Raw genomic sequence first — 15,790 nt, 5'->3', positions numbered from 1 at the left:
GTTCAGAACCTTTTAAATGTGTCGTCATCGGAAAATGAAAGAGGGCCAACTAAATGCTCTTGTTTGCTAACATCAGCAATCAACAATGGCATTAGTAAGAGTCCCATTAAGGCCGCAGCACTGGTTAATAATGCAAACATCCCAGTCCAACCATAATGCGCCATGACCTGACTTAATGGCCAACCTGCCATTGCCGCCCCTAAATAGGCAAACAATCCCAAGTAGCCAGTTACCGTGCCTGCTGCGTTTTTATGGCAATATTCTGTTGCAGCAAGCCCGATTAACATCTGTGGCCCGAACACAAAAAAACCGATACTAAAAAAACAGGCTGCGAGCAAAGCATAATGATGAATTGGAATTAACCAAAGTGCTGTTACTGCGGTAAAAAGTCCGAGTGAAAACAGCAATATCATTGGTGCTCGTTGACCGCGGAATAATAAATCCGAGCCCCAGCCTGAACATAACGCGCCGAGTAAGCCACCCACTTCAAATAAAGAGAGAATGGCATTAGCACTCAATAAGTTGGCGCCATGTGTTTCTGATAACCAGATATTTCCCCAATCGTTAATCGCCATACGTATGAGATAAACCAAAATATAGGAAAAACCCAGTAACCAAATCATTCGGTTAAATAAAATGCTCTCTTTCAAAATAGTTAGCATAGGTTTAGGGGGTGATGCCTGCTCTTGACGTAATTCAAAAACATCGCGCCGCCACACACCCACGGTAGGAAGCCCTTCCTCTGCAGGAGTACCTTTTAACCGTACACACAACCACAACCCGATGATGATACCGATAATACCGGGAACAAGCAGTGCGACTTGCCAACTATAATGCGTCGCTAGCCACGCAGTTAAAATGGGAAGACTCATCCCGCCAAGGTTGATTGAGATATTCCATAATCCCCACCAGAAACCGCGTTCATTACGTGAATACCAGTGTGTTAACAACCTTGCACAAGGAGGCCATCCAAAGCCTTGAAAGAAACCATTTAGTGCCCAGACCAAAAGCAGCGCGGGAAACGAAAGACAATAGGCAAAAATAATATTCATAATGCCTGTCATGACTAGTCCCACACCCATAAACCAGCGGTATCCCCATTTGTCATGGAAAATACCGGAAACAAATTTAGATAAACCATAAGTGAGATAAAAAAGGCTGGCTATCCAACCGATATCCCCTTTATCTAAATTCAATTCAACCTGCATAACGGGCATTACAAAGTTGACGCTTTTACGAGTGAGATAGAAAGTGGCATAACCGATAATCATCGACAGCATTAAATTTTTGCGCCAAAAGTTATAGGTCTTATTAATTGATGCCGAATTTTTACCTGACATAACATCCTCTTTGATGTTGCAAATGTAAAAAAAATGTCGCGAAAAAGAATGAGATAAGGTTGTAGATGACTAAGACTTATTCCTAGTTTTCACTGTTTTCTTTTGAATTTGTGGGTAAGTTAACAATTATTTTCGTACCGTGACGGTTAATCACTTCCCATTCTCCGCCTAAAGCGCGAATGCGTTCTTCTATTCCTCGTAATCCAAAGCCACTACTTTGCTGTGCTGATAATGATGTCGGTAACATACCAACGCCATTATCACTAATAATTAGCCGTAAACGGTTTTGATTTTGAGTCAGTGAGATTTGGATGTAGGTTGCGTTAGCATGTTTACTAATGTTGTTTAACAGCTCTTGCACCAAACGGTAGAGAGTAAAAATAATGGTTTCGTTTTCAGGCTCTTTATCTAATGAGTAATTAAAATTACAGGTAATGCCGTTGTCATCAAAAGCAAACTCATTGATTAAATGATGAAGGGCTTTTTCAAGCGACATCTCTTCTAAAACAGGAGGGCGTAATTGTCGGAGTAGTTGACGTGTAGATTGATGAATTTGTAGGGCGAGCCGTTCAATTTGCTCTCCGGTTTGGCGTGTTTTGTCGTTATCCGCCGTTCTTTTGATTAGCATTGATTGAATTTGGATAGCCGTAATATTCTGCCCAATTTCATCATGTAATTCGCGAGCAATGGCTTTTTTAACATCTTCTTCGGTATGAACCAGTTTTTCCATTAGATCGCGACGAGCTTGTAACTCTTGTTCTAGGCGTAAACGGTAATGACGTAAATTATGAGCAAGTTGCTGTTGGCGACTAATCGCAATCCCTAAGCCAATACCGATAATGGCTTGTGTGGTTAAGAACATTTCTAACTCACGCAAATCATTAAAAGCGCCATTGACTTGGCGAGCAAAAGTGATAATCAAACTACCTAACAGTGCGGATAAAACGCCACCTTGCCAGCCATAACGGTAAGCCATAAAAACATTAGGAATAAATACAAGGATAACTAATAAACGCTCTATCTCGGGTGTTAAAAAAAACTGAGCACTTAACCCGATAAGGCAAAATAGAAATCCCCACATCAGCAAGGAAGTTCTTAGAGGAGGATCGGGAGTACCATCAGAGACTAAGGCGCGACTTTGTAATTCACGAAGATATTCATAAAGTAAAAAGACAAAAGGCGCGAGCAATATACCCCCAGTTACTGATGTGAGGAAAATATCGCTGGTGGTATTAATAATAAACCCGAGAATAAAGGCTTGTAGCAGGCTATTAAAGCCCACAGCGCCAATTAATAGGGTTAAGCGTTGCCAATAAAGCGGATATCGCCACCAAATACGCTGAACTTCTAGTGCGACAACGAGGCTTAGTATCGGAGAAAGATAAATAATGGTGTGGGTAATTAATTGCTCTTGCGCTAACCAGTAATAAAGCCCCCATTCGGCAAATAGCATCGGAAGCCAAAAGCGACGCCAGAGTAAAATTATCAGGGCTAATCGTAGACCTTGGGGTAAGAAAAGGGCGGCTTGTTGCCCATTTTTACTTAAATAGAAGCCAATCACCCAAAGTGATAGCCAAAGTAAAGAGTAGGTAAGCAATAAAAAAAGGGATTGAAGAAGAAAACGCAGTCCCCTTTTCATATTACAGCGAGCCTGTGATCAACTGATTCTTTAAGGCGAAATGAACTAAATCGATGGTGGTTTCACAGCCTAATTTACCCAGTACATTGGCTCGATGAACGTGTACGGTCTTATGGCTAAGATTAAGTTGTACAGCAATGGTTTTGACATTAACACCTTGAACTAACAGATTAAAAATCTCTCTTTCACGAGGAGTTAAAGTGTGGAGTGCATCTTCTTTTTCAGGTGTTTGTCGCAATGCTTTCATTGCATCAGAGCAGAGATAACAACCACCTTGATGTACAGCACGTACTGCTTGTACTAACTCTTCAGGACCACAACGTTTTGTTAAATAACCGCGAGCACCAGAGTCTAGTGCACTCTGAACAAAGGCAGGGGTGTCATAGATACTTAAAATAATAGTTCGAAAATCAGGGCGCTTTTGTTTTAAACGGCTTTGGAGTTGTAGACCACTTTCGCCAGGCATAGAGAGATCCATAACGGCAACATCAATATCGTCATGAGCTAAATAAGGCCATGCTTCTTGCCCATTAGAATACTCACCCACGATGTGAATATCGGGTTCTAGCATTAGGAGTTGTGCAAAACCAGAACGCACAACAATGTGATCATCTACTAAAGCAACTTTTATCATAATTTTTTATTAGTCAGAGAGTAGTCAGACAATACTTATATGATTTATAACAAGCTACAGAAAGATAAGCGAGGAAAAACGGAGAAGAAAACTGGTTTTGAACCTTATATCTCGTTTTTATCAAGGTGAATCGTGACAAGCAAATAATAATAATGGGTTATTTATTGGTCTTGTTATTATTTCCCATAAGCAGGGAACCTCTGCCTATGGGAAGTGAGCAATATTTTACTGATTAAGCAACTTGAACGGGCACAGCTTTAGCAATGCGCTTCATTTCATTGTTGTCTTCAAAATATGCAATGTTTGGCTTATGGCTACGCGCATCGCTATCAGGAATTTGTACATAAGAGCAAATAATTAAGCGATCGCCAACAGCGGCACGACGAGCGGCGGCACCATTAACAGAAATAATTCGTGAACCTCTTTCTGCACAAATGGCGTAAGTTGAAAAACGTTCGCCATTATCAACGTTATAAATATCGATAGCTTCATTTTCAAGAATACCTGCGGCATCCATAAAATCCTGATCAATCGCACAAGAGCCTTCATAATGCAGATCGGCTTGTGTCACTTTTACGCGATGAAGTTTGCCTTGTAACATAGTGCGTAGCATTGTTGTGTTTCCTATATTCTAATAATTAATCTACAAGATTAACTTGCTGGTTATCGATAAGGCGAGTATTACCCAGCCATGCAGCCATTAAAATAACAGCTCGACGGCTCTCTTCATTTAATGGTGTGAGTGTATCTGCATCACAAATAAAACACTCATCTGTACGAAAACCTTGTTGCTCTAAGGTGTTTTTTGCATTTTGTAGTAACTGATTAACATCACGATCCCCAGACTTTAATTGCTCTGCGATTTCTTGCATCGCTTGATAAAGTGCGGGAGCTTGTTGTTTTTCGTTATCAGATAATAGGCGATTACGCGAACTGAGCGCTAAACCATTTTTGTCACGGACGATAGCAACAGGAACGATACTGATATCCATACATAAATCACTTACCATCTTTTTGATAATTTGCAGTTGTTGAAAATCTTTTTCACCAAACATTGCAACATCAGGTTGTACAAGATTAAAAAGCTTACTGACAACGGTTGTGACACCACGGAAATGACCAGGGCGACTTGCTCCTTCTAATACGCTAGATAATACCGGTACATCAACGGTAGTTTGGTTTTCCATACCGTGTGGATACATCTCTTTCGCTGAAGGAGCAAAGATAATATCAACATGTTTATCACGCAGTAACTCGCAGTCTTCTTGCAAAGTTCGAGGGTAGTTTGCTAAATCCGCCTCTCTATCAAATTGAAGTGGATTCACAAATATAGAAGCTATCACGACATCTGCGTGAATGCGGGCTTCTTCAATTAATTTTAGGTGACCTTCATGAAGATTACCCATGGTTGGAACCAATGCAATGCGTTTACCTTCTTGCTTTAATCGCTTGATTTCTCTGCGTAAGATAAGCGTAGTTTCAATAATTAGCATGGCGTGACTCCTTTAAACGATATTGATAATTAAGATAATAAATCAGTTAAATGAATGTTTTTCTTCGGGAAACAGACCTTGTTCAACTTGTTGAACATAAAGGCTGACAGCACCTTTTAATGATCCTGCTTCTTGTAAAAAATCTTTTGAGAACTTAGGTGCTTGAGGGGTTAAGCCTAATAAGTCATGCATCACAAGAATTTGCCCATCAGTGACATTACCAGCACCAATACCAATAACAGGCATCGTTAACGCGTCTGTAATTGCTTTAGCTAGAGTAACAGGAACACATTCCAATACCGCTAATTGAGCACCTGCATCTTCAAGGACGATAGCATCTTGCTTTAATTGCTCTGCTTCATCTTGTTCTCTACCTTGGACTTTGTAACCCCCGAAAACATTGACTGACTGTGGTGTTAATCCTAAATGGATACAGACAGGAACTGCACGCTCAGCCAGCATTTTAACGGTAGGAATTAACCAACTTCCACCTTCAATCTTCACCATGTTGGCACCTGCTTGCATCAAAATGCCGGCGTTAAGGCAAGCCTGTTCAGGTGTTGAATAAGACATAAAGGGCATATCAGCAATTAAGAAGGCATTAGGAGCGCCAGCTCTTACACAGCGGGTGTGATAGGCAATTTGCTCAACAGTAACGGGGAGCGTGCTGTTATGGCCTTGTAATGTCATTCCTAGTGAATCACCAATCAGCATGGCTTGAATACCTTCTTGTGCAAAAAGGCGGGCAAAACTTGAATCATAAGCGGTGATTGTGGCGAATTTTTTCTTTTCTTGCTTATAGCGATTTAACGTAGAAAGCGTAGTGGGTTTCATTGTAACAAACTCCATCATTGTCGTTTTTTTGTGTGTAGATAAAATTAATTACTTCACATAATTGTTTGTTTATTAAGGAAAATATTGAATTGTCAAAATAAAGCCGCTTTCGATTGTAGCATTTAAGGACTAAAAACGAAGAAAAAGTAACTAAATGAGTAATAAAAAATAACAAATGATAATTTTTATTTATATTCATCAATTGGTTATATGTGAAAAATAAATACAAAAGAGTTTAAAGATTGAGGCGATGAGGGGAGTTTGAAAAATTGAGGGAAAGCAAAGGAGAGGAGATAGGCTGATACTGTTTATGTTTTTTACAGTATCAACCTTTAGCATTAAGGGCGTATTAGTGTGAAGTTACCACTTTTCCATGCCATTTTCAGGCACTAACGCCAATCTGTCTGCTAATAATTCACCATCAGGAAAGCGAAGATCTGGTGCTAATTCAGATAATGGATAAAGCATAAATTCACGTACTTTAAGCCCGTAATGAGGTACGGTTAATCGTTCTGTTTGGATTACGTCATTACCAAATAACATAATATCAAGATCAAGCGTTCTTGGCCCCCAACGATTACCTTCTTTTCTAACACGACCTTGCGCCAATTCAATAGCTTGAGTGTTATCAAGTAACTCTTCTGGTGCTAATGTTGTATCAACCGCAACAGCGACATTTAGGTAATCAGGTTGATCTTGAGGCCCCATTGGACGTGTACGATACCAAGATGACTGTGCAATCAATGTTGTTTGTGGGATCTCACTGATTGCCTTAATCGCTGAATTCACCTGATCGTCAGGTGAATTCAAGTTACTTCCCAGAATGATATAAACACGTTTTTTCTGTTTACTCATTGGTACTCTCTTGTCTAGATGCAGGCTTTGCACTTGGATGACGAGGGCGTTTACGTGGACGTGGACGTCTGCGAACCGGTGCTTGACCTAATTCAGATACCATTGAGCGCTGTTGCGTATTATTAGACGCTTGGAAATCAGCCCACCAACTTGCTAACGCTTCAAGCTCTGGGTTGCGTTGTACATTGGCACGTAATTCCAGTAAATCAAACGCTGCTCGGAATTTAGGGTGTTCAAGTAATTTATTTGCACGACGGCCTTGGCGTTTAGGTAAACGCTGCTGTAATTGCCAGATATCACGCATTGTTGTGGTAATACGTTTTGGTATCGCAATAGTACGGCATTGCTCATCTAAAATATCGTTCATTGCCATAGAGAAAGAGTCATAGTAAGAAAGACCACTTTCTTGGACTAGTTTTTCAGCATGTTCAATTAATGGATACCATAACATTGCTGCAAATAAGAACGCCGGATTGACTCGCATCTCTTTATTAATGCGATAGTCTGTATTTTTGAGAACTTGATCTAACATTCTCTCCATCGGCGTATCATGTTGCTCTGTCATTTTAGAAGCAATCAATGGAAACAGTGGCTCAAGTAATTGATGGCGACACATTAATTTGTAAGTTTTGTAGCCTTGCCCTGTTTGTAATAATTTTAGTGACTCTTCAAAAAGGCGAGCAGATGGAATATTACGTAATAAAGGGGCGAGTCTGCTAATTGGCTCTGCGGTTTCAGGCGCAATTTGCATATCCAATTTGCTGGCAAAGCGAATGGCTCTAAGCATTCTGACGGGATCTTCGCGATAACGCGTTTCAGGATCGCCAATTAAGCGAATAATACCTGCTTTTAGATCCGCTAAACCGCCAACGTAATCACGTACAGCAAAATCATCAACACCGTAATAAAGACTGTTTAATGTAAAGTCACGACGAATGGCATCTTCTTCAATTGAGCCGAAAATATTATCGCGTAGTAACATGCCGCTTTGTGCTTGCTGAGATTGGTTATTGTCTGAAACCTCATGATCTTCATGAGAACCGCGGAAAGTCGCAACCTCAATCACTTCAGGGCCAAACATAATATGAGCAAGACGGAAACGACGACCGACTAAACGGCTGTTGCGGAATAATCGACGTACATCTTCAGGTGTTGCATTAGTGGCAATATCAAAATCTTTTGGTTTTCTTCCCAGTAATAAGTCACGGACACCACCACCAACTAAATAAGCCTGAAAGCCTGAGTTGTTAAGGCGATAAAGCACTTTTAATGCATTATCGCTGATATCTTTACGTGAAATTGGGTGTTGATCTCTTGGGATCACAGTCATTGGCAAATCACTCCCGTTCGCCTTTTCTTTATTACTCTTTTTTTTACGGGGACGGTCTGCGGATATAGCAGGACGCCGACGCACAGGTTTCTGTGTTTCTTGTATTGGTCGGTCAGATGCAGTGACTGGCCTTTCACTTGCTACCGGTTGTGTGTCTGATGACGTTGTTTGTCGCCCTAGCAGATTACGGCAGAAATGTGCTACTCGATTAAAAATATGACACCTCGAATAATAAATTCTAATAATTAAAAAAATTAAGCGGCTAATCATAGCCTACTGAACATTTTTTGAGAATGCTTTGTGTGGTTTATTCATACCCTTGTTGCTGATGATTTTGTTTTAAAATCTCAGAAGGTGACCACTGCGCAGTCGCAATCTCTAATAATGATGCTAATGAATAATCTTGCCAACCCTCAATAATAGGCTGATTAAGAAACCGCAAAGCATCGATAATGACGGGTCTTGGATCAGTATCTGGCAACGCATGCGCGTGATTTTGTTTTGATAATTTATTACCGTCATGATTTATTGCTAAAGGTAAATGAGCATAACGCGGAATAGGTAAATTCAGTTGTTTATGTAAACTGATTTGTCGCAATGTGGGATCAAGTAGATCGGCACCTCTAACAACTTCGGTTACACCCTGATAATTATCATCAATCACCGTCACTAGATTATACGCAAATAAGTTATCTTTTCTGTGAATAATCATATCTTCTAACACGATAGATGTACTCTTTGCATAATATGTACCTTGAATGACATCTTCAAAATGATAAACAGGATGCTGTTGGATCAACCTCCATGCACTCTCTTTATCAAAAGGTATCACATTATCTGTGAGTGACTCTCGGTGACGACAGTGGTTATCATACACGCCCCCTAAGTCATGTAAACGATGACGGCTACAATGACAGTGGTAGCAAACACCCTCTTTCCAAAGAGTGTGTAAAGTTTCACGGTAAGCATCATGGCGTTGCGATTGATAGAGGATCTCTTCATCCCAGAACAAACCATAATGTTCTAATGTGCGAATAATTTGGGATGCAGTGCCGGGAGGTTCTCTAAGAGGGTCTATATCATCGATGCGCAGAAGCCAACGCCCATGGTGTGCGCGAGCTTGAAGATAACTGCCAAGTGCAGTAACCAATGAGCCAAAATGAAGTTGACCCGTTGGCGATGGCGCAAAGCGCCCAATATAGTCTGTAATCTCGTGCATCGAAAGATTCAGATTAACGCCTCAACGTATTAGGTTGAGGCGTTTGCTCATTATTAGCCAGCCATCTGCTTTTCACGGATTTCAGCTAATGTCTTACAGTCGATACATAAATCAGCTGTAGGGCGAGCTTCTAAACGGCGAATACCGATTTCCACTCCACAAGATTCACAGAAACCAAAGTCATCATCTTCGACTTTTTTCAGTGTTTTCTCGATTTTCTTAATGAGTTTACGTTCACGATCACGGTTACGCAGCTCAAGACTGAATTCTTCTTCTTGTGCAGCACGGTCAACGGGATCGGGGAAGTTTGCCGCCTCATCTTGCATATGAGTAACGGTGCGGTTGACTTCATCCCTGAGCTGATTGCGCCAAGATTCAAGTATTAGCTTAAAATGCGCTAATTGGGCTTCGTTCATGTACTCTTCGCCCGCTTTTTCCTGATATGGCTCAACGCCAGCAATAGCGAGAATGCTCATGGACGATGTTTTACGCTTTTGCCCTTCTTGCATAATGCTTCTCCTACATACGCATTTCTGAATAATCCCCACCTTCAAAATAGGAAGGGGAAAAAATAGGGCGCTATAAATAGCAGATGCCCGCGAGGATAGCAATTATTCCTTCAATAAGTTTTCTCATGGTGTGAAGGCACGCAAGTAAATGTCCTTTTTTAGTTAAAAAATGCTTAACTAACACCATAAGAATCAATTAACCATTTGAAATAAAAGGTAATTGCTGTCCAATTGTTAAATTGTATTCACTAATATTGATGCGATAACACAAGATTTCAACCCCTGCATCACTCGCTTCTTTTAGCAGTGAAGCATAGGCAGGGTCAATCTCTTTAGCAACAGTCACTTCCGTAATCCCAGTATGGGGAACTGCGTAGAATAAGACAGCCCTTAAGCCCAATTTTGCGATAGCCGTCAACTCTCGAAGATGTTTCTGCCCACGTTCTGTCTTTGCATCAGGGAAATAGCCCATACTGTTGTCTAGCAAGGTGACTGACTTCACTTCAATATAACAGTCAACTTTATGATTTGATTTAAGTAAAATGTCAATACGGCTGTTCTCACTGCCGTATTTCACTTCTCGTTTTATCTCGTCATACTCAGATAATTCTGGAATGTTACCCGCCTCAATAGCATCAGCAATAATTCCATTTGCTCTTAAGGTATTTACACAAATCCAATCATCGGTTTGAGTTTGAGTTAGTTCCCAGCTATGCGGATATTTTCTTTTTGCATTTGAAGAGGTGGAGTACCAAACGGTATCACCGGGGGTTGCACATCCCGTCATTGCACCGGTGTTGGCGCAATGGAGCGTGAATTCTTCCCCATTAGGGGTAACAACGTCTGCTAAAAAACGTTTATATCGTTTTAGTAAAGTGGCAGATTTTAGTGGTTGCTCAAATTTCATGACAACTCCGATGAAAATACGACCTTTAATAAAGCGCTAATGCTACAATGCCTAGCCAAGAAAGTTAATGAGCCATGGAGCCTGTGTGCATTTATTGCCAATCTTTGATGTAACAGAAAAAATTGTTACTGCCTTAAAACAATCCCCACAAGTTTTGCTTCATGCACCTACTGGTGCTGGTAAATCCACGGCGCTTCCTCTCTATTTGCTGGAACAAAATTACTTTGATGGCAAAATCATTTTATTAGAGCCAAGACGAATAGCGGCTAAAAGCATTGCTTATCGCTTAGCCAGCCAGCTAAATGAAGAAGTTGGAAATACGGTAGGTTATCGTATGAAGGCGGAAAGCAATGTCAGCTCACAAACTCGGCTTGAAGTGGTAACAGAAGGGGTATTAAACCGGATGTTACAGCAAGATCCAGAGTTGACAGGCGTGAGCCTAGTGATTTTAGATGAATTTCATGAACGCAGTTTACAGGCAGATTTAGCACTGGCTCTATTGCTTGATGTGCAGATGGGGTTACGTGATGATTTACGTGTTTTGATTATGTCCGCAACCTTAGATAATCAAAAACTCACCTCTCTATTACCAGATGCTCCCATGATTAGTGCACAAGGGCGCAGTTACCCCGTCGAAAGAGTGTATTCTCCTATCAATACGCATCAACCCTTTGAACAAGAAATTGCCACAATGGCGTTGCGATTATTGGCACAAGAAACTGGTTCTATGCTGATATTCTTGCCAGGTAGTGCAGAGATAGTGCGTGTTGTAGATATTCTAAAAGATAAAGTGGATGGCAATATTTTGCTATTTCCACTTTATGGTGCGCTTTCATTAGCAGACCAACAAAAAGCGATTGAGCCAACTAAAAAAGGTTATCGAAAAGTCGTACTTGCCACCAATATTGCAGAAACCAGTCTGACAATTGAAGGTATTCGCTTGGTTCTTGATAGCACTATTGAAAAACGCGCTCAATTTGATTTGAAAAGCGGTGTGACTAGCTTACTGCGTCAAAGAATTAGTCAATCATCACAGACCCAAAGAGCAGGGCGAGCAGGACGTCTTGAAGCGGGTATTTGCTGGCATTTAATCAGCCAAGAACAGGCAGAGCGTGTTGCTTCTCATCATACACCTGAAATTTTAAGTAGTGACTTATCGTCGTTATGGCTTTCTGTCTTGCAGTGGGGCTGTCGTGACATTAATCAGTTGAATTGGTTAGATACGCCAACACCTCAAGCATTACATTCCGCAAAAGATTTATTGTATCGTTTAGGTGCAATAGATAAACAAGGTGGATTAACCGCACGAGGCTCACGCATGGCTCGATGGGGCATAGAGCCTCGATTAGCAGCAATCTTAGATTATGCGAGTGAGCAAAGTGACAATCATCTTGCGACGGCAGCACGCTTATGTGCAATCTTAGAAGAGCCACCCCGAGGACAAGAAATTAATTTAGAGTGGATTGCTCAACAAAAAAACACCTTCTGGACACGACGTGAAAAACAGCTTTCTCAACATCGGAAAGGGATGTTTTGTCCTGAATTGTTAGGTTTATTATTAGCGGTTGGATTTCCTGATAGGATTGCTAAAAATCGTGATAATCAAGGTCGTTTTCGCTTGGCAAATGGGCAAGGTGCTATGATGGAGCACTCGCACTCAATAAGTGATTCAGCGTGGATCTTAGCACCATTATTACTACAAAATGCGCATTATGCTGATGTCCGCATTTTATTAGCGCTACCGATTGATATCGATGAAATATCAGCAACTTTTCCAGAGCTTATTGAAAATAATACAACTGTTGAATGGGATGAAAAACGCGGTACGTTGGTTGCATGGCAACAACGCCAATTAGGGCGATTAACCTTAAGCCAGCGCCAATTAGACAAACCCAATAAACAGCAAATGCAACAAGCATTATTGAATTGGTTGAGAGATAACGGTTTAAATACTCTCGCGCTTAGTGAAGAGACTCAACAATTGTTTATACGCCTTTCTTTGGCGAAAAAATGGTGCCCAGAAGTTTTATTACCTGATTTAGAAGAAACCATGTTGCTTGAAACGTTAGAAACATGGCTATTGCCTGAGCTGGGAGATGTTCAGACATTAAAGGCATTACAACAAATTGATATCAATACGATTATTAAAAATCAATTAACATGGCATGAAAATCAGTTGCTTCAAAGCTTATTTCCGACGCATTATTTGGCGCCAACAGGCACAAAAGTGATTATCAACTATGATTTGGAGTTACCTCCTGTGATCGCGATCCGCATTCAAGAGGTTTATGGCGAACAGCAAAGTCCTATTGTAGCGAATGGTCAATTACCCGTTGTGATGGAATTATTATCACCTGCTCATCGACCTATTCAGAAAACACAAGATTTAGCGACATTTTGGGCAGGAAGTTATAAAGAGGTGCAAAAAGAGATGAAAGGGCGTTATCCCAAGCATTTATGGCCTGATTCACCCGCAGATACCGCACCCACACGACGAGTAAAAAAATATAGCCAATAAATGAATATCAGTTTTACCCTAGTTTTATTCGTATTTGAGAGCTTTCTTGTGGGATCACACAGAAAAATAGCGACAATGTTAGGCTTCTTTATCCCGTGATAAAGGGGTTTTAATGAGAGATACAGTTCATGAGTAGAAAGAAAAGACCAGTGAAACAAACCAAAAGAGGTCGTTCTTGGTTTTGGTTATTTGTCAAAATCGCCATTGTGGTTGCGGTTTTAATGGGCATTTATGGTGTTTATTTACATTCTCAAATTAAAGAGCGTCTTGATGGCAATGTTTGGGAATTACCAGCCGCGGTTTACGGACGTACCGTTAACTTAGAACCGGGCATGAATTATAGCCAAAAAGAGATGGTGAGCTTACTTGAGGGGATGCAATACCGCAATGTTAACAAAATCACTCGTCCTGGCGAATTTGTGGTAAGAGGCAACACGATTGAAATGTTGCGCCGACCTTTCGATTTTCCTGATGGTCGTGAAGAACAAATTTTAGCTAAATTAGCCTTTGAGCAGAATTCCTTGGTTAGTATTACTAACATGGATAATCAGCGGCAGTTTGGTTTTTTCCGTCTTGATCCTAAATTAATTACCATGATGCAATCTGCAAATGGTGAACAACGCTTATTCTTAGCAAGAGATAAATTCCCACAATTATTAGTGGATACATTAATTGCAACAGAAGATCGACGCTTCTATGAACACGACGGGATCAGCTTTTATTCTATTGGTCGTGCTGTATTAGCGAATTTTACTGCGGGCAAAGCAGTTCAAGGCGGGAGTACCTTAACGCAACAGTTAGTAAAAAACCTGTTTTTAACTAACGAAAGAACATTAAAAAGAAAGCTTAATGAAGCCTATATGGCGATCATTATGGATGCGAGTTATAGCAAAGATCGCATTTTAGAGTTGTATCTTAATGAGGTTTTTTTAGGGCAAAGTGGCGATGAACAAATTCGAGGCTTCCCTTTAGCTAGCCTTTACTACTTTGGTCGTCCTGTTGATGAATTAAGCCTTGATCAGCAAGCGCTTTTAGTGGGTATGGTTAAAGGTGCCTCTGCTTATAATCCTTGGCGTAACCCTAAAGCGGCGTTAGAACGTCGTAATATAGTATTAAAACTACTGCAAACCCAAGAGATAATCGACCAAGAGCTTTATAATGTGCTTAGTGCGCGTCCTTTAGGTGTGAAGCCACGTAGCGAAGCGTTAACGCCTCAACCTGCGTTTATGCAACTGGTTCGTCAAGAGTTACAAACAACCTTGGGCGATAAAGTTAAAGATTTATCGGGTACGAAAATTTTCACCACATTAGATCCTGTCTCACAAGATGCGGCTGAAAAAGCGGTTGAGGTGGGGGTCGCAGATATCCGTAAAGTTCGTAAAATTGACGATCTTGAAGGAGCGATGGTTGTTGTGGATCGCTTAAGTGGTGAAGTGAGAGCCTTAGTGGGGGGATCTCAACCACAATATGCAGGTTTTAACCGTGCATTATCGGCTCGTCGCTCTATTGGCTCTTTAGCAAAACCAGCGACCTATTTAACCGCATTAAGTGAACCTGATCGTTTTCGTTTAAATACATGGCTTGCTGATGAACCGATTTCTGTACCTATTCCCGGGGGAAAACCTTGGCAACCTCGTAACTACGATCGTGGTTATAAAGGTAAATTAATGCTGGTGGATGCGTTAGCAACATCACGTAACATACCTACAGTAAATCTTGGTTTAGAAGTGGGATTAGACCAAGTGATCAAAACATGGATTAACTTAGGCGCACCAGCGGAAAATCTGGAAAAAGTGCCCGCGATGTTATTAGGTGCATTAAACTTAACACCGATGGAAGTGGCTCAAACCTTCCAAACAATTGGTAGTTTAGGCAATCGCGCAAAATTATCATCATTGCGTTCTGTTATTGCCCAAGATGGTACAGTGCTTTACCAAAGTTATCCTCAAGCTGAAACGACTGTTTCACCTCAAGCGGCTTATATGACGCTATTTGGTATGCAACAAGTGGTGAATTCGGGAACAGCATGGCGCGTATTAAAACCAAAATTTGGCAATTACAACCTTGCGGGTAAAACTGGTACAACTAACGATCTTCGTGATAGTTGGTTTGCGGGAATAGATGGCAAGGAAGTGACGGTTTCATGGATGGGACGCGATAATAATGGTCCAACGAACTTAACGGGTTCAACAGGGGCATTGTTGCTATATCGCAACTATTTAGAAAATCAAGCACCGCTGAAATTAAATCCACCAGTACCAGAAGATATCGCAGAAATGTCTGTCGATGCTCAAGGTAACTTTGCTTGTTATGGCGGAGGTGTTCGTACTCTACCTGTATGGACAGCAAATCCAGATGGATTGTGCACACCTATTCAGCAAGATACTGATGAAAGTGGCGCACCAAAATGGTTACAAGATCTATTTTCTGAGTAGGTAATCACGTAGATTAGCTAAAATAAAAACGGCACATAAGTGCCGTTTTTTGTTTATTTATATCTTATTTTTATCAA

12 protein-coding genes and 1 pseudogene are annotated in these 15,790 nt (G+C 40.9%); 2 read left to right on the top strand and 11 right to left on the bottom strand.

Going from position 1 to position 15,790, the window contains the following annotated elements:
* Positions 1 to 2: 2 nt before the first annotated feature.
* The 11 genes from uhpC to sfsA all read right to left on the bottom strand — a co-directional run bounded on the left by uhpC (position 3) and on the right by sfsA (position 10,760).
* The gene (gene uhpC, locus DK857_RS00340; RefSeq protein ID WP_083629108.1) at positions 3 to 1,355 is read right to left on the bottom strand and encodes an MFS transporter family glucose-6-phosphate receptor UhpC; all 1,353 of its coding nucleotides are present in this window, start codon (positions 1,353 to 1,355) and stop codon (positions 3 to 5) included.
* A 67-nt stretch (positions 1,356 to 1,422) separates the two neighbouring features.
* Positions 1,423 to 2,979 (bottom strand): MASE1 domain-containing sensor histidine kinase, encoded by a 1,557-nt coding sequence (locus DK857_RS00335; protein ID WP_109401266.1) that lies wholly within the window; start codon positions 2,977 to 2,979, stop codon positions 1,423 to 1,425.
* Between the two features lies 1 nt (position 2,980).
* Positions 2,981 to 3,613: a response regulator transcription factor gene (locus DK857_RS00330; protein WP_023580792.1), complete on the bottom strand. Its 633-nt coding sequence runs from the start codon at positions 3,611 to 3,613 to the stop codon at positions 2,981 to 2,983.
* A 232-nt stretch (positions 3,614 to 3,845) separates the two neighbouring features.
* Entirely contained in the window at positions 3,846 to 4,226 is a 381-nt protein-coding gene (gene panD, locus DK857_RS00325; RefSeq protein WP_064719124.1) for an aspartate 1-decarboxylase, read from the bottom strand.
* A gap of 25 nt (positions 4,227 to 4,251) precedes the next feature.
* Entirely contained in the window at positions 4,252 to 5,106 is an 855-nt protein-coding gene (gene panC, locus DK857_RS00320; RefSeq protein ID WP_109393310.1) for a pantoate--beta-alanine ligase, read from the bottom strand.
* Positions 5,107 to 5,148: 42 nt separating this feature from the next.
* Positions 5,149 to 5,940: a 3-methyl-2-oxobutanoate hydroxymethyltransferase gene (gene panB, locus DK857_RS00315; protein WP_109401265.1), complete on the bottom strand. Its 792-nt coding sequence runs from the start codon at positions 5,938 to 5,940 to the stop codon at positions 5,149 to 5,151.
* A gap of 360 nt (positions 5,941 to 6,300) precedes the next feature.
* Positions 6,301 to 6,795 (bottom strand): 2-amino-4-hydroxy-6-hydroxymethyldihydropteridine diphosphokinase, encoded by a 495-nt coding sequence (folK, locus tag DK857_RS00310; RefSeq protein WP_109401264.1) that lies wholly within the window; start codon positions 6,793 to 6,795, stop codon positions 6,301 to 6,303.
* Positions 6,788 to 8,341: a polynucleotide adenylyltransferase PcnB gene (gene pcnB / locus DK857_RS00305; RefSeq protein ID WP_405124798.1), complete on the bottom strand. Its 1,554-nt coding sequence runs from the start codon at positions 8,339 to 8,341 to the stop codon at positions 6,788 to 6,790. Before pcnB ends, folK begins: the two co-directional genes overlap by 8 nt.
* A gap of 91 nt (positions 8,342 to 8,432) precedes the next feature.
* Positions 8,433 to 9,344 (bottom strand): tRNA glutamyl-Q(34) synthetase GluQRS, encoded by a 912-nt coding sequence (gene gluQRS, locus DK857_RS00300; RefSeq protein ID WP_109401262.1) that lies wholly within the window; start codon positions 9,342 to 9,344, stop codon positions 8,433 to 8,435.
* A 53-nt stretch (positions 9,345 to 9,397) separates the two neighbouring features.
* Entirely contained in the window at positions 9,398 to 9,853 is a 456-nt protein-coding gene (dksA, locus tag DK857_RS00295) for an RNA polymerase-binding protein DksA (protein ID WP_023580786.1), read from the bottom strand.
* A gap of 196 nt (positions 9,854 to 10,049) precedes the next feature.
* Positions 10,050 to 10,760, bottom strand: coding sequence for a DNA/RNA nuclease SfsA (gene sfsA / locus DK857_RS00290; RefSeq protein ID WP_109393315.1), 711 nt, complete (start codon positions 10,758 to 10,760; stop codon positions 10,050 to 10,052).
* Between the two features lie 85 nt (positions 10,761 to 10,845).
* Between sfsA and hrpB the strand changes: the two genes are divergently transcribed.
* Together hrpB and mrcB are read left to right on the top strand one after the other, a co-directional pair.
* Positions 10,846 to 13,278 carry an ATP-dependent helicase HrpB gene (gene hrpB, locus DK857_RS00285; RefSeq protein ID WP_109401382.1) on the top strand — a complete coding sequence of 811 codons (2,433 nt, stop codon included), beginning with the start codon at positions 10,846 to 10,848 and terminating at the stop codon, positions 13,276 to 13,278.
* A gap of 128 nt (positions 13,279 to 13,406) precedes the next feature.
* Positions 13,407 to 15,713 (top strand): annotated as a pseudogene (gene mrcB / locus DK857_RS00280) (bifunctional glycosyl transferase/transpeptidase); the annotation flags it as partial.
* Between the last annotated feature and the right edge of the window lie 77 nt (positions 15,714 to 15,790).

Source organism: Proteus terrae (assembly GCF_003144325.1).
Classification (GTDB): domain Bacteria; phylum Pseudomonadota; class Gammaproteobacteria; order Enterobacterales; family Enterobacteriaceae; genus Proteus; species Proteus terrae.
Note: the sequence above shows the minus strand (reverse complement) of the source record. Positions and strands in the feature narration are given on the sequence as shown.